At 44.5% G+C, this 15,495-nt stretch carries 13 protein-coding genes; 3 read left to right on the plus strand and 10 right to left on the minus strand.

Annotated elements, in window-relative coordinates; translation table 11 throughout:
• Nucleotides 1-8 precede the first annotated feature (8 nt).
• Complete coding sequence (locus ACNFVB_RS11560; RefSeq protein ID WP_430737593.1) at nucleotides 9-944, minus strand: LysR substrate-binding domain-containing protein; 936 nt, start codon at nucleotides 942-944, stop codon at nucleotides 9-11.
• A 428-nt stretch (nucleotides 945-1,372) separates the two neighbouring features.
• On the opposite strand from ACNFVB_RS11560, the gene ACNFVB_RS11565 reads away from it, so the two are divergent.
• Complete coding sequence (locus tag ACNFVB_RS11565) at nucleotides 1,373-2,458, plus strand: YeiH family protein (RefSeq protein WP_430737594.1); 1,086 nt, start codon at nucleotides 1,373-1,375, stop codon at nucleotides 2,456-2,458.
• A 186-nt stretch (nucleotides 2,459-2,644) separates the two neighbouring features.
• Here the strand turns inward: ACNFVB_RS11565 and cspE are convergent, their stop codons facing one another.
• Together cspE and ACNFVB_RS11575 are read right to left on the minus strand one after the other, a co-directional pair.
• On the minus strand, nucleotides 2,645-2,854 hold the full coding sequence (gene cspE / locus ACNFVB_RS11570) for a transcription antiterminator/RNA stability regulator CspE (protein ID WP_025644841.1): 210 nt from the start codon (nucleotides 2,852-2,854) through the stop codon (nucleotides 2,645-2,647).
• A 233-nt stretch (nucleotides 2,855-3,087) separates the two neighbouring features.
• A complete protein-coding gene (locus ACNFVB_RS11575; protein ID WP_105244153.1) occupies nucleotides 3,088-3,510 on the minus strand; it encodes a YbaN family protein in 423 nt (140 codons plus the stop codon).
• A gap of 684 nt (nucleotides 3,511-4,194) precedes the next feature.
• On the opposite strand from ACNFVB_RS11575, the gene ACNFVB_RS11580 reads away from it, so the two are divergent.
• Complete coding sequence (locus ACNFVB_RS11580; RefSeq protein ID WP_430737595.1) at nucleotides 4,195-5,091, plus strand: ABC transporter substrate-binding protein; 897 nt, start codon at nucleotides 4,195-4,197, stop codon at nucleotides 5,089-5,091.
• 89 nt (nucleotides 5,092-5,180) lie between these two features.
• On the opposite strand, the gene ACNFVB_RS11585 is transcribed toward ACNFVB_RS11580, so the two are convergent.
• Together ACNFVB_RS11585 and ACNFVB_RS11590 are read right to left on the minus strand one after the other, a co-directional pair.
• Entirely contained in the window at nucleotides 5,181-8,153 is a 2,973-nt protein-coding gene (locus ACNFVB_RS11585; RefSeq protein ID WP_430737596.1) for a reverse transcriptase domain-containing protein, read from the minus strand.
• 84 nt (nucleotides 8,154-8,237) lie between these two features.
• Nucleotides 8,238-11,195 carry a valine--tRNA ligase gene (locus ACNFVB_RS11590; RefSeq protein ID WP_430737597.1) on the minus strand — a complete coding sequence of 986 codons (2,958 nt, stop codon included), beginning with the start codon at nucleotides 11,193-11,195 and terminating at the stop codon, nucleotides 8,238-8,240.
• A 302-nt stretch (nucleotides 11,196-11,497) separates the two neighbouring features.
• Here ACNFVB_RS11590 and ACNFVB_RS11595 point away from each other — a divergent pair, with 302 nt between their 5' ends.
• Nucleotides 11,498-12,544 carry a formate/nitrite transporter family protein gene (locus ACNFVB_RS11595; RefSeq protein ID WP_430737598.1) on the plus strand — a complete coding sequence of 349 codons (1,047 nt, stop codon included), beginning with the start codon at nucleotides 11,498-11,500 and terminating at the stop codon, nucleotides 12,542-12,544.
• A gap of 243 nt (nucleotides 12,545-12,787) precedes the next feature.
• On the opposite strand, the gene ACNFVB_RS11600 is transcribed toward ACNFVB_RS11595, so the two are convergent.
• The 5 genes from ACNFVB_RS11600 to ACNFVB_RS11620 form a co-directional block, all read right to left on the minus strand.
• Nucleotides 12,788-13,081 (minus strand): hypothetical protein, encoded by a 294-nt coding sequence (locus ACNFVB_RS11600; protein ID WP_430737599.1) that lies wholly within the window; start codon nucleotides 13,079-13,081, stop codon nucleotides 12,788-12,790.
• Between the two features lie 127 nt (nucleotides 13,082-13,208).
• Nucleotides 13,209-13,682 (minus strand): YbjQ family protein, encoded by a 474-nt coding sequence (locus ACNFVB_RS11605; RefSeq protein ID WP_430737600.1) that lies wholly within the window; start codon nucleotides 13,680-13,682, stop codon nucleotides 13,209-13,211.
• A 44-nt stretch (nucleotides 13,683-13,726) separates the two neighbouring features.
• Entirely contained in the window at nucleotides 13,727-14,173 is a 447-nt protein-coding gene (locus ACNFVB_RS11610) for a YbjQ family protein (RefSeq protein WP_105244159.1), read from the minus strand.
• A 96-nt stretch (nucleotides 14,174-14,269) separates the two neighbouring features.
• Nucleotides 14,270-14,827, minus strand: a complete 558-nt coding sequence (locus ACNFVB_RS11615) for a YecA family protein (RefSeq protein ID WP_075100354.1) — start codon at nucleotides 14,825-14,827, stop codon at nucleotides 14,270-14,272.
• Nucleotides 14,828-15,095: 268 nt separating this feature from the next.
• Nucleotides 15,096-15,332 (minus strand): hypothetical protein, encoded by a 237-nt coding sequence (locus tag ACNFVB_RS11620; RefSeq protein WP_105244160.1) that lies wholly within the window; start codon nucleotides 15,330-15,332, stop codon nucleotides 15,096-15,098.
• Between the last annotated feature and the right edge of the window lie 163 nt (nucleotides 15,333-15,495).

Raw genomic sequence — 15,495 nt, forward strand, 5'->3', positions numbered from 1 at the left:
GCGTTTGCTCAATCGTCTTGTATCATATCTATAAAAGTCTGCCAAATCGGGCTTTGATGGCGGGCTTTGTGCCAGACCAACCACCACGTCCGTGACAGATCGATACCTGCGACTTTTACTTGTACCAGCTTTCCTGCTGCCAGCTCCGCCTCGATGACATGCTGAGACAGGCAGCCAAGACCGATATCGGCACTGACCATATGCTTGATGGCCTCCGACTGCTGAATTGCCATGATCACCTCAGCCTCTGGCAGATGCTTGAGCAGCTGCTCATCAATGATCTGCCGCGTGCCCGACCCCGCCTCTCGCACCAGTAGCGGCAGTTTGGCCAACTGCGTAAGAGTCATATGATACAGACGTTCAGCCTCTTGATAATCTGCAAGACCTGCCAGCCATCTGCTATCTCGTTTGGCAAATATCATCAAAGTATCTGTCCGCCATGCGCGCTGCTCGATGGTCTTAATATCTGTGGGGCGCGGCATGCCCTCTACCAACGCGATATCGATATTTAGCTGCTCAACCTCCGCCACCACCTCTTGCGTATTGGCGATATACATATCGACACGAGCGTCTGGCAGCACTTGATACAGCTTGGCCAGCAGCGGCGGCAAGGCATAGTTACCGATGGTGGTGCTGGCGCCAATATGAATCTGACCGGCTTGATACTTATGATAATGCTCCAGCGTCAACGACTGCTCTAAGATCGCTTGCGCTTGTATATAAATAGGATGGGCATTGGGGTGCTGGTTGAGCCTACGTCCGACCCGCTCAAATAACGGCATCTGCAAACGCGCCTCCAGCTCACTCAGCGCACTACTGACGGCCGACTGCGAGAGATGCAGCGCTTCACTGGCGCGGCTGGTGCTACCAGTTTGATAAATACTCACAAACACCGCCAGTTGCTTTAGGGTAATCTTCGGTAGCGTTTGCATGGCTTTTTTCATTGTCTCGCTTGCCTTATATCCGTCTGTAGATGTATGTCACACGACCTATATTTTTTAATACACAACAGATTTAACAATCTGTCTTTTACTATAGTGAATTCAGTATAGTAAAAGACACAGTCGGACTGGGATAAATTTTTCGCAGCATCGAGCAGCGTAGGCATAGCACGCAAGGAGAATTTAGACCAGTTCCACCTTGATATATAATGTATCTGTTTTATTTAAGATCGACTATAAGCTTGTTTTAACAACGCCTTCGTCACTGCTGGCACCTCTGCTTTTAATAGAGGTGTTTTTCACGCCACTCTTACCTATATTTTCGATAACTTCTATCTTATTAATCTGTTTTTATTATAAGTTGGCTTGTCTTATACTGTCTACTCATAAGCTTATGCTTATTTTGATTATAGCCATGAGGACGACGAACCATGTATGCTTTTACACAGTCAATGAATCACTATTGCCCGCGCAACCGCCACTTAGCAGGGCTGATGGTGGTGTTCTTTGGTAGTTTGCTGTGCTTGTGGTTGGATACTAGCATCGATAGTTGGTCAAATGGCCGTATCGTTGGCCTCTCTCCGTTGACGCTGGCGATATTGCTTGGCATGGTACTGGGCAATACCGTCTACCCGCAGTTCGCGGAGCGCTTACAGGTGGGCGTGGCCTTTGCTAAGGGGCAAATATTGCGTCTGGCCATTATTTTTTATGGCTTTAAGCTGACCTTAACACAAGTCTCCAGTGTCGGAATGCCAGCGATCATGACCGATGCTCTGGTCTTGACCTCGACGTTTTTATTGACTTACTGGCTCGGTACCAGATGGCTAAAGGTCGATAAGCAAACGACACTACTGATTGGCTCAGGGGCTAGCATTTGCGGGGCGGCAGCAGTCATCGCCGCAGAGCCTGTGGTCAAGGCCGAAGCGCACAAGGTGACGATCGCTGTGGCGACGGTAGTGGTATTTGGCACCATTGCCATGCTGCTTTATCCATTTTTATACCATCTTGGCTGGCTGCAGCCGTGGCTCGACGCTCAGCAATACGGTATTTATACCGGCTCCACCATTCATGAAGTGGCGCAAGTGGTGGTCGCGGGTAACGCGGTGAGCACCGAGGTCGGCAATACCGCGGTCGTCACCAAAATGATAAGGGTCATGATGCTCGCGCCATTTTTGCTTATTTTATCATTTGCCTTGACCTCATCTAGTAGCGGCCAAACTGACAAACCTTCCCTAATGAGCCGTGTACGACAAGTGAATGTCCCTTGGTTTGCTTTTATCTTTATCTTGGTGGTGCTGTTGCACACTTGGATACCGATGTCCGATGGCTTTGAGCAAAGTATGGTGATGCTAGATGATGTGATGCTGACGATGGCGATGTTTGCGTTAGGCTTAACCACACATATGAGCGCTATCAAACAAGCTGGCGTCAAGCCGCTGATTTTAGGAGCAGTGATGTTTGCTTGGTTGCTGCTCGGCGGCGGGGTGATCAATATCGCTATCAGCTCATTTGCCTAAAACTAGAAAGGCCAACGATAGTGAAGTCGTTGGCCTTTTTTATTGCTCGTCTGTATAAGCGATGATAGCCATCATAAATGATAACTATCTATAATCCCATAACTTACGACCCTTAACTACAGACGAAAAAAAACGAACCCAAAGGCTCGTTTTTTTATCTTGCTCTATTTATCTATAAAAGACAAATTAGATAGCAACGATGTTGTGTGCTTGTGGGCCTTTTTGGCCTTGAGTTACAGTGAACTCAACTTCTTGGCCTTCAGCCAAAGTTTTGAAGCCTGAGCCTGAGATTTCGCTGTAATGAGCGAAAACGTCTGCGCCGTTTTCTGGAGCGATGAAACCAAAGCCTTTAGCTTCGTTGAACCACTTAACTGTACCTTTTTGAACGTCTGACATAGTCATAACCCTGATATTTAATTTATTTGTGGTCTAATAGACCGATAACGCTTGCAAATAGCTACTGAACGATAAATATTAAAACGAAGGATTATAACTAATACTACGAGGTAATGATTTGGTGCAGAACTGCTCTTAAGCTTGGATGTATTATATGAGGAACATTCTAGTATCGCAAGCCTTATCTCAGGTTTTATGTAACCGGACTTAACTATTGCCCTATATTGGCGACTTTATTTGGCATTTGGCAGACGAAACAAATAGGCGGCAACCCCGCTACAGACCAGTGCTACCAGCCATGCCGCCCATGTCATATCAGCGGGCAGACGATAAAACAACATGGCAGTCGATATCGCCATCATGATGGTCGCAAGCCACTTAGCATAAAGCGGTACTGCATGATTTTCTTCCCAATCACGGACGTATTTGCCAAAGTATTTGTGATTGATTAGCCAAAAATGAAAGCGCCGCGAGCTACGTGCCCAGCACCCTGCTGCCAGTAATATAAAAGGCGCAGTCGGCATCACGGGTAGCAAAATGCCGATGATACCCAGCACAAAAAACAACCAGCCTAATATGACAAATGTCCAACGCACTGTCGGGCTGTGGTGCTGATTGGTCTTTGGGCGGTAGTAGAAGTGCTTTTTTTGGCTCATAAAGGATGTCGTTGGATAGTGGATATCGTTGGATAGTGTCAGATAGTCAGGTTTTGGCCGGCAAATTTATGACAAAGACGGCGGCTTATAGAACTCACTAAGGATGCCGTATCAGGAGATATGCTACAAGACTATTTTTATGAGGGTTTTGCTATCAATCGGTATGTTTGGTTAGTGATTGGGTAAGTACCAATGACAAATACTGCGCTCTTCTATTAACACGTCGATTGAAAGCGCTTATAAAAAGCCGTCACAAATGAGAACTTTTATAAAGGGCGGTTAACGAGCGTCAGTCATCACCTTTCATTGTCATTCCTGATACGCTTGCATCACCGCTTACAAGTCGTCTATGATAATGCAGTAGCTATCGATAATAGCCATTCGCAGTACGGATTCATTAGCAGTACTGATCAAAAATAATGCAGCACCACTCAATCTTGTCGGGGTGCTTTGCTTTTAACCTTGTAACGATTGTTAAAATCATCGCTGAGACACACCCGTGAACCTGAAGCAGTTAGCACTGACGTAGGAAACAAGCGTGACACGTTTTAATGAATCTTTTGGCCATACGTTCATGGTGATGGCGTAGCTGATTTTGAGATTTTGCCTTTCTTGTTTTGCCTTTTTTGTTTTATTTAAACAGCATCAGTCTGATTGTTTTCTATCATTAAAAAGGAAACAACCATGCAGTCAACCACCAAACTGACCCTCACCCTCGAATGGTTCTTAAACCCTGATCACCTGTCCTTTATCGCGGGTGTGACCACAGAAGCATATGAGCAGGCAGGGCTAGATATCACTATCATTGAGCCTGATGACCACTATGATGGCTTTGCTGAATTGCAAAATCAAAGTATCGATCTGCATGTGAATGAGCCGATTCATCTGTTTGAGCATTACGCGCCGAATCTGCTCGCGCTGGGCTGTTTTTTTGAGACCGATGGCGGCATATTAATGCGTCAATCCAGTATGGATAAGCTCAAGAATAATCAACCCATTCGTATCTGCACACCTGCGGCTGAAGAAAAAACCAATCGCATTGGCTTTGAGATTTTATCCCGCTATGCCAAGAAAAACGGCTTTAGTATCAGTCGTGACAATGTAACCTTTGTACAAAAGGACTTTTATCATATAAAAAACCTGCAAGAAGACCCAAGTCTCGATGGTGCATGGCTGTGCTTTTATAACTTTGAAGGGGTTGAAGCGACGCATGAAGGGTTGGACTTTACGTTTATCGACCAGCATCTGTCCCCTTATCCGAACTTTTCGGCGTTAGAGATTCTGACGACTGAGGATATCTATAACGCGAAAAAAGACGCGATAGATACCTTTATCCAAGTGACCAACCAGATGACTGAGCTGTGTAAAAATGATCCAGAGACTGCCCACCATATGTATTACAACTATAGTAAAACTGAGGCGGACGCGCTGATGGATGCGATCATAGATAATACGCTGGGCAGATTGATCACGCCTATCAAGCCTGATGCGAATAAATGGCAAGAGCTACGCGAGATGCTGGCCGAAATCGATATTGTGACGTTGACTGATGAGCAGTATCAATCGCTGTGGGCATTTTAGAAGTTAAAATATTTTGAACAATAAAAAACCGCCGTCGTGTTTACTATGGCGGTTTTTTAATGTCAGTATGACAATTTGGTTCTAGAATCTTAATCGCTATTTCTCTTATGTGAGTTTTTATAGTTAAATCCAGGAGGTACGCTTTTAAAGGTGTTTGTTGATATAGAAGTATAACCTGTTTTGCCAAACTGAAAATCTCTCAGCTTAGATATATCAACAGTAGTTTTTAATACACATTCATTTTCACCACCCTTTAGATACAACATCTTCTTAAGTTCTGTTTTAGATGGTCGCAATACACAAGAGCCACCATATTGGGATGTGTTTACCTGCACAACGTAACAATGCAGATCTCGAACTACAGACTCCATAATATGATCATAATAATTAGTATCAGAATTGAAAACAGAGGCAACCAGTAAGTCTATTTCATTTTTAAATATAGCTCGATGATTAATATCAGCTAGCTCATAGCAATTGTAAGTAGCTAAAGATACTCCTTTCCATTTGACCTTATGGTAACAACTTACTTTATTCAAACTAAAAGGTTCTATAGGAGATTTTAAATGGTATTCATTAATCAATCTATCTTCTCTAGGTGAATAATGGTTTTTAAGCCTTGCCGTAAAAATATTCTTTCTGTAGCGCTTTACTCCCTCAATATAAGGTAAAGACTCAATCATTAAGTTATACGCTATTTTGTTTTTTGATACCCAATGTTCTAAGCCAAATATAACTCCTATATTTCTTGTTCTGGAAAAGGATATAATATACGGTAGCCAGAGCACAGGTACACTGACCTCAGGAAGAACCAGCAGATCACATTCATTTTTTTTAGCTGACTCTAAAATATTTTTTAATTTATTCCATCTTTTGATAGATATATTAGGTGCTTGATCATCCTTAAGATTTATATATATATCCGATTCATCAATTCTTATATTAGCTATGCCAACACCAATTTCACCCAACTTACTATTATCGGGTAAGTTCACATCTACGATTTTTAGAGAGTTACTCGATAAATTAGGATTAGTTTCAACCTTAATATTATCTAGAGTGAAACCATATTGATAGGCATCTTTACATCCTTTGAAATATTGTTCAAAGTCAAAAGCAATCTCGTTTTCGCGCCCTTCTGGAGAAGAGTTTATTTTCTCTAACAGTTTCAACAATTGAAGCTCATCAAAGTTAATAAATCTTGGAGAGTATTCCACCTTATTCTTATCAAGCTCTAGACCTGTAGAAGTAAGTATCTTATCTTGATTTATAAAGCTCCCACGATAACTACTATAGTTTATTAAAGGCCATACAACCAAGTCGTGATTAAAAATATTACTAACTTTAAATTTTTGTGCTAGCGCCTCTTCTGGGGGTAAAAGCAGTGAAACATCAACAAAACTAATCTCTTTTCCTATCCTCGAAAAATTCACAGTTGGTGCTTTTGCTAGGTGAAAGCATATATTATTATACGCTTCAAGAGATTCGATAAGGCTGTTACGGTATCTTTCATCCTCTATATCAAGATAAGCCTTACTAGAAGTCGAAATTATTTCCAAATCTATTATACTTTTAAGTTCTAGGGCTTCTGTCAATCTATTATTGACAAAAAGATATTCATATATTTTATGCCAAAAACCATAAAATCTTAATATATTAAAACCTTTAAAAAGATGTTTTATCTTATAATAAATATCGGTTGAGTTATTAAACCCACAAAGTTTATTTGCTAAAATATGGCTATTTAAAAAATTCAACAGTTCTCTTTTGTTTTCTGTTACACCTATTAAACTCTTTAAATGGTCTTCCTCCTGACTATACAAGGCCTTATAAGCGAAAAAATCTAAATCCTCATCAATATGGCTATTATGAAAATTAATTATACTAGTTTTTGAATCCAATTCTTTCTTCAAGAACTTCAGTCCTGCCTTGCTATCATCTTTCCCAAAATGTTGTAAAACCACTTTCTTCATTTGAATTTTTGGATTATCTAAGTTTATTGATCCAGTTAGACAAACCGTCAATTCGCTTCCTTCAAATTTTATCAACTTACCTAGATATCTATAGATAAAGTTCTTTATTGTATCTTCAGAAGACAGTATGGGTTTTTTAAAAACCATTAAAATATCATCTACATATCTTCCATAATACGAAGGTCTAACAACTTCGGAAATATGTTCATCAAAGCGCTTTAATGCATAATTACCTAATATCGATGAGCTAACAAAACCGATCGGAAGAGTATTTTTATTACAATTATTTTTGCTTGATCCTAATCCAAGGCTTTGTCTCCTCAAAGAATTATAAGACTTTAAAATATCTTCTAACATTAGAGTTAAATTTCTGTATTTATTTTCTGGTAGGTTCCTAAAATCTATATCCAAATTATAGTAGAAAGACTTTATATCTAAAGATAAAATTGCTACATCTTCGTTGTTCTCAGATATAGAAGCTGCTTGCTTAACAGCGTTTCTTCTCCAATGGTCATATTGAGTAAAGTAGTATTTATATATCTTATTTGACTTATATTCTGACGTATGATTTGTAATAAAACTTTTAGCGTCTTTTGATAATCTATTCCCATAACAATCGTCAGATAAAGAGTTATCTAACTCACTACCCACCAATAAAGACCAGAGAACATCAAGTAAATGAAACTCTATAGGAGCATCAATTATAAAGTTACAGCCTTCAAATTTATATCTTTCCTTCGAATTATTATTCGTATAAAAATTTTCTTCTTTATAACTATCCTTCTCGTCACTAACCTCTAGAAACCTTTTTGGTAAATATCTGACCTCAATTTTATTTAATAGTGCAGTAAACTCTTCAGACTCTAAAAAATTTTCATTATTTATTTTCTCGGAGAAAGTCTGAAAAAAATCCTCCAATAGTGAGTAGTTAAGATTAGGATAGTCTGTAGATTGATTACTTGTGTCTCTACACTGAGCAAATTCGAACTCTGCTACTCTTTTTTTTATAAATAGATTATACTTTTCATTGTATGCATATGTTTTCAAATATTTATATGCTTTTTCTATCATTTCAGCTGTTATATTCAAAATTTATACCCTGTAGATAACTATCATTAATTTTACACGTCCTTGTGTATTAAATTGCATAGATTCAAACACATCTAATAAAACCTACAACGCTTTTAACTGCTCCATCTGCGCCGTCATCGCCGTCAACTGCCCTTCTAACTCAGCCAGTTTCGCCTTCTCAGCATCGACTACTTGCGCAGGCGCTTTACTGACAAAGCCTGCATTGCTCAGCTTGCGAGCGATACCGTCTGCTTGCTTTTGTAGCTTCTCATACGCTTTGTCCAGACGTGCCAGCTCAGCCGTTGGATCGATTAGCCCTTTCATCGGTACCAGTACGCGTAGCTGACCGACCATACTTGATGATGACAGTGGCACCTCATCACCTTCTTTGACGATCTCTAAGCTCTCGACTTTGGCCAGTGCTTTAAACTGGTTTTTGATACGTGATAGCCGCGCTTCTTCCTCATCTGAGATATTTTGTAGCAATACTGGTAGGCGTACGGCGTTACCCAGTTTCATCTCACCGCGGATATTGCGGATACTGGCGATCAGCTCTTGTAGCCATGCCATGTCCGCCTCCACCTGCTCACTGATCTGCGCATTATCAGCTTGAGGATAAGCTGCGACGACGATGCTGTCGGTATCTTTACGGCTCAGCAGCGGCGCGACAGTCTGCCAAATCTCTTCGGTCAGATACGGCATGATCGGATGGCTAAAGCGCAGCGCCGTCTCGAGCACATGCAGCAGCACGTAGCGGATTTGCGCTTTACGCTCGTCTGTCACCGAGTCATCATTGAGGCTGGCTTTGGCAAGCTCGACATACCAGTCGCAGTACTCGTTCCAGATAAACTCATAAATGTCATGGCTGACCATATCGAGGCGATACTGGGCAAAGTGCTGATGGATATTGCTAATCGTCGAGTTGAGACGGCTCATGATCCATTTTTCTGGTAATTCCCAAACATCTACGTTGGCCGCTTGGTCGATAGGTTTGGCGTTACCGTCATTATCGATACAGTTCATCAGTACAAAGCGGCTGGCGTTCCAGATTTTATTACAGAAGTTCCGATAGCCCTCAACGCGCTTGAGATCAAAGTTGATGTCGCGGCCAGTACTGGCAAGAGAGGTGAAGGTAAAGCGCAGCGCATCGGTACCATAGGCTGGGATACCCTCTGGGAACTCTTTACGCGTTTGCTTCTCAATCTTCGCCGCGTCCTTGGGATTCATCATATTGCTGGTGCGTTTTTCGACCAGCGCTTCTAGATCGATACCGTCAATCAAATCAATCGGATCTAAGACGTTGCCTTTCGATTTGGACATCTTTTGACCATTGCCATCACGTACTAGGCCGTGGACATAGACAGTCTTAAACGGCACTTGCGGCGTACCATCTTCGTTTTTGACAAAATGCATGGTCATCATGATCATGCGCGCCACCCAAAAGAAGATAATGTCAAAACCAGTGACTAACACGCTGGTCGGGTGAAAAGTCTGCAGCACGCGCGGATCGGCCTTAGGGTCTGCCCAATCTAACGTACTAAAGGTCCATAGCCCTGAGCTAAACCACGTATCAAGGACATCATCGTCTTGGCGCAATACCACATCATCGCCTAAATTGTACTTAGTGCGAACCTCCGCCTCGCTACGTGCGACATACACCTCACCTGCCGCATCGTCGTACCACGCTGGGATGCGGTGACCCCACCACAGCTGACGGCTGATACACCAGTCTTGCAGGTCAGTCATCCATGCCATGTACATGTTTTTGTACTGCGCAGGGACAAACTCAATACGACCATCTTCGACCGCATCGATCGCTGGTCCCGCCAGCTTATTGACGGCGACATACCACTGATCAGTCAGCCACGGCTCGACGATGGTACCACCGCGCTCGGCACGCGGCGCTTTTAGCGCGTAGTCTTCGATGTCTTCTAGCCAGCCTTCGCTACTTGCTTGCTCGACCAGTTGCTTGCGCGCCGCAAAACGCTCAAGCCCAGCGTATTCGCTCGGCGTGGTCTCAAGTGCAGGCTCACGCGTTTGCAGATCAGCATAGACCTCCATCTCAGGCAAAATGTTGGCACGCTCATCTAAGATGTTAATCAGTGGCAAGCTGTGACGACGGCCCAGCTCATAGTCATTAAAGTCATGGGCAGGGGTAATCTTGACACAGCCTGTACCAAAGTCGCTTTCGACATAATCATCGGCCACGATCGGCACCACGCGGCCTGTGATTGGCAAAGTAATGGTCTTGCCGATCAAATGCGCATAGCGCTCATCGCTTGGGTTGACGGCCACAGCGGTATCACCCAATAATGTCTCAGGACGGGTGGTGGCGACCACCAGATAGTTTTTGCCGTCTTGGGTGGTGATGTCTGTATCGGTGAAATAGTAGCGGAAATGCCACAAGCTGCCTTTTTCATCGACGTTTTCTACTTCTAAATCAGACAGTGCGGTTTGGAACTTAGGGTCCCAGTTGACCAAGCGCTTACCGCGGTAAATAAGACCTTCATCAAACAGACGCACAAACACTTCTTTGACCGCATTGGATAAGCCATCATCCATGGTAAAGCGCTCACGCGACCAATCCACCGAGCTACCAAGACGGCGAATCTGACGGGTGATGTTGCCGCCCGACTCTTCTTTCCACTCCCACACTTTATCGATAAAGTCTTCGCGCGTCATATCACGGCGGCGGATGCCTTGCGCCTCTAGGCGGCGCTCAACGACCATCTGGGTTGCGATACCAGCGTGATCGGTGCCCGGTTGCCAAAGCGTATTGTCGCCGTCCATACGGTGATAGCGGGTCAGCGCATCCATGATGGCATTATTAAAACCATGCCCCATGTGTAGCGAGCCTGTGACGTTCGGCGGTGGCAAGGCGATAGAAAACGAATCGTCCTTATCAAAAGTTGGGGCAAAATAACCGCTCTCCTCCCAGCCTTGATACATGCCCGCTTCGACATCCTTTGGGCTGTAAGCGTTTTCTAATTGGCTCAAGGCGGCTTGAATAGACTCGGTCAAGTTGGTCGTGCTGTTGGTATGATTCTCAGGATTGCTCATAATAGAATAATCTTTTATTAATAATGAATGAATTCGGTCAAACAAATAACATGAAACGTAAGCGATGAGATTGATAGAGTGATTTTAACGCAGATGGCCAGATTTTGTTAGATGCTAAGGCAATTTATCGGCTTTTCGGCTTTGAAGCGCATCCATTAAACAATTAACGAACAGCAATCCCCCTCTGGCAAATATAATACGTTATAGTCATGCTATAACATATAACGTCTGTCCATATATTGGCCGAGACCTTCTGCCAGTCGGTAGCGCCCCATCATTGTCCCATAACCAGCGAGTTTACTGTGCCCAAAGATACCGAGCATAACAACACCTACCAAGCCGAGCCATCACGCAATAAGCCTACCGCAGAGGATATCGCGCGCCCTGACGATACGCCAGCCAATGACGCTGCCGCAGACCACTACCCGCCAGACCACAGCGAGGTACAAGCAACTAAGACCCTAAAGGATGAAGACCTACCCAAAGAAATCAGCGATGAAGACAAAGAAACCATCAAAAAAGTCGCAGGCGATGACAATCTAAGCCAAGCAAAAAGCTATGCCAGTATCTTGGTGGAGCAAGTGATACATGCCAAAGAAACCTTTGAGCGCTCTTTGGGCTCATTATTTACCAGCGCCTTTACCGCAGGGTTTGAGATTGGCATCAGCTTTTTTATGATTTTATCAGCCTTTGCGCTACTGAGCGCCGTCATACCTAGCGAGTATGCCATCGTCCTCGCCTCCTTGCTGTATCCGGTGGGCTTTATCATCGTTGTCATCGGCCAGTCGCTATTATTTACCGAGCAGACCTCCCTCTTAAGCCTGCCTGTCTTAAACAAAATCGAACCATTGCACAAGCTGCTAAGGCTATGGGGCATCGTTATCGCAGGCAATATCGTCGGCGGCTGCCTGTTTGCCGCCTTGATGATTGGCCTTGGCCTGAATATGCAGCTGTTTGGCGCCAGTGATATCGATGCTTATGCTGAGCATATTTTGGGGTTTAGATGGTGGGTCATCTTTGGCAGTGCCGTACTGGCAGGCTGGATGATGGGCATCGCGGCATGGCTTGTGACCTCAGCGCGCGATACCATTAGCCGTATCGTCTTGGTAACGCTAATCACCAGTAGTATTGGTTTTTTGGGACTGCATCATAGCATCGTCGGCAACATCGAGATTTTCTCCGCCCTACTATATGGCAATACCGTCAGTCTGTGGCGCTATTTGCTGTTTTTGATAGTGGTGCTGGCTGGCAATACGGTGGGCGGCGTGGTCTTTGTCGCGATACTAAAAAACCGCGCTTTTTTATTTGAAGTGGAGCGTGTCAAAGAGCAGACCGACGACAAAATATAGTCAGTCCGATATAACATTGGCACACTTTATGTCTTATGCCACTGGTATGTATTTTGCGCAGTATCAAGCAGCATCGAGCAACATCGGCACAGCGCGTAAAGAAAGCTAAACACCCGTAGCGCTGTCCCAATTTTAAAATAGATTACTTATAAGTATCGATGCGCGTAGCCTTAGCGCTAGTCAACACCCTATAAAACCAATACAAGGCGACACAAGGTGACTCGGATCGCTTTGAGTAGCCAGTTACAAACGGCGAGCAGCTAAGACGCTCATCTCCACCTCTGAGCGCTTTACTTGACGATATTTGGCGCCAAACACTCTGACCAAGATACCAGCAGTCAAAAACATGATGAGGGTATAAATCGCAGGCGTCATCGACATTTTATAATTGGCCAATAGGGTCAATGCCATAAAGAGAGATAACGTGCTGTTTTGTAGGCCGACTTCTAAGGTTACCGACGTTCTTTGCACCAAGTTTAGGCCGAACCATTTACTGCTATAGTAGCCAAGCGCCATGGTCGAGAGGTTAAGGAGCAACGATACTTTTAAAAGCGGCTTTATCTGTTTTATTCAACGACTTATCAGTCAGATGTGGTGGTCAAAGCAAGGAGAGCAAACTAGGAAGGGAAATCAGGAAGGCAAATAAAGCGTAAAAGCAAGACAATTAGAGCGTGTCATCGATACTATGCACCGCTGTGCCATAAGCAATGGCCTCCACCATGCTACCGAGCTGGTCGACATTGGTCACCTCAAGGCGTAAACCATAGATGTGATTGTAGCCTTTGGCATGTGCTTGAGTGCGCATACGTACGATGGCCTCGCGGCGCGCGCGATCCAGCAGTGTCTCATAAGTGGTTAGGTTTTTGCCAAAGGTGCTCAGCACTCGCGCGACGATCATTTTAAAATAATCCTGTGCGATCACGACACTGCCGAGCACCAGCTCACCTTGCGTGTCCGCCGCCAGTTTGGGGCGATAAAACCGCTCGCTTGAGACCACGATATGACCCAGCGTTTGCTCAGCTTGCCGTAGCTGCGCTAGATGCTGACGCTCATGACGGGTGCCAAAAAACCACCCCACCACAAACAATACAAGGAGCGGCGCATAGTTGATAAGCATTTGGGTGAATGACTGGTTCATGACACGTCTCTTCTTATAAAAAAGCGGATAGGCTTTTTAGGTGGTTAACCAAAAGGGTTGAAACGTGGTAAGTCATCAGCTGGCACTGCGCTTGGCTGGGTGGTCGCGGCTTGCGGTGGGCGTGATGAATCATCGTGACGATGGGGCGGCTGAGACGCTGGATCCGGCATCGGTACGGCCTTGACCGCCGTACCATAGACAAACAGCTCGGAAGCCCCTTGAGCGATACTAGAGGTCGAAAAGCGCAAGCCCACCACCGCATCTGCGCCCAGTGCTTCGGCCTTGACCACCATACGATCGATTGCCTCTTGGCGCGATTCTTCTAACAGCTCGGTATAGGCAGTCAGCTCGCCACCGACGATGTTTTTTAGCCCAGCAAACAAGTCTTTGCCGACGTGTTTTGAGCGTACCGTACTGCCATAGACCACATCCAAACGCTCAGTGATCTGATACCCTGGTAGATGCTCAAGATTGGAGAGTTGCAAAGCCATGATATTACCTTATGCATACAAAATAACAGCGGCAGCTGTCTGTTAAAACAGTTGCTACTTAAAAGAACTGACGCGTGGGAAGATCTAGGTACGGTATCAGTCGTTGGTATGAAACAACAAAAACAGCTCGGTCAGATTGCCTTCGATACTATTGGCCATCTGTGCCAGCTTGTCTTCATCACGGCGCATGGCAGCCAGCTCAGGATCTTCATCATCGATACCACTGAGCACAATCATCGGTAGCGTCAATACCGCCACATCCTCGCTGGTTTCTTCATCTTCAAACCAATCACTGGCTTCCTCGCCATACATCGCATCGACAAAACCAATCGACCAAGCGACGATGTCTGACTCATCGGAGAAATCTACCGCCACTTCCTCATCACCAGCGTCTTCGTTGAAAGGCAACTCGATGGGTGTCTCGTTTTTTAGCTCAGCCATGATAGCGGCACGCCAGCGTTTGATACCATCGACGACGTTTTCTGGAATCTCGCTCACATGACCTTCAAAAAACGCATCCAACCAATTAGGCAGCGGGCGACCGATAACGGTGGCGGTCAAAAAACCATGGGCGGCGACACTATCGAGGACGTAGGGGTTTTCTTGGGTGTCTAAGTAGTCTAGTAGTTCGTCAAAGCTTAATGGATCACTCATGAGTAAAAGTCCTTAAATGAGGGGTGTCAATCGCAAAACGATCGAAGATAGGCATGATGATAGAGGGGACAAGAAAGCGACTGTTAAAAGTTACGTATCCAAACCGTCATGATAAAAAATAAAAGCAGGCAACGCCAAATCTCGATAGAAAGATGAAGCGCTGCTGTAGAGCGGTCATTAAAAGGCTTTAGTTGACAAACATACGGCGCTAGAGCGACAGACGAATGCTGCTGACAGAAAAAAAATGCCGGCATTATGACGTAGCCGCTCAGATATCGTCGTCGTCCCAATCATCGTCGTCTTCATCGAAATCGTCGAGATCATCGAGATCGTCTTTTAGCTCTCTTGCCAAACGCTTTTCTTCGAGCAAGTTATCGATCAATCGACGCTTTTCGAGGCTACTTAAGCGTGTGCGCACACTTGTCTCAGCCTCTTCTACTATCTTTGCGTCATCATCATCGACAAAGTCATCATCAAAATCGTCGTCAATATCAGCATCACTCATGACAAACTCCTATCAGTTTTAGCAAAGGTATAAAAAATACATCAATATATATATGCCTTATAAAGTCTCTGTTGAGAGTTGTCAATCCTTTTTGTCAATATGGCATATTTCCCAGTCCCAGCCGAACCTCTTTGCCAAGCGGTATTGTAGGCAATTGTACAGA

Origin of the sequence: Psychrobacter sp. VH5, assembly GCF_050572635.1 — a bacterium.
Lineage (GTDB): Bacteria > Pseudomonadota > Gammaproteobacteria > Pseudomonadales > Moraxellaceae > Psychrobacter > Psychrobacter celer.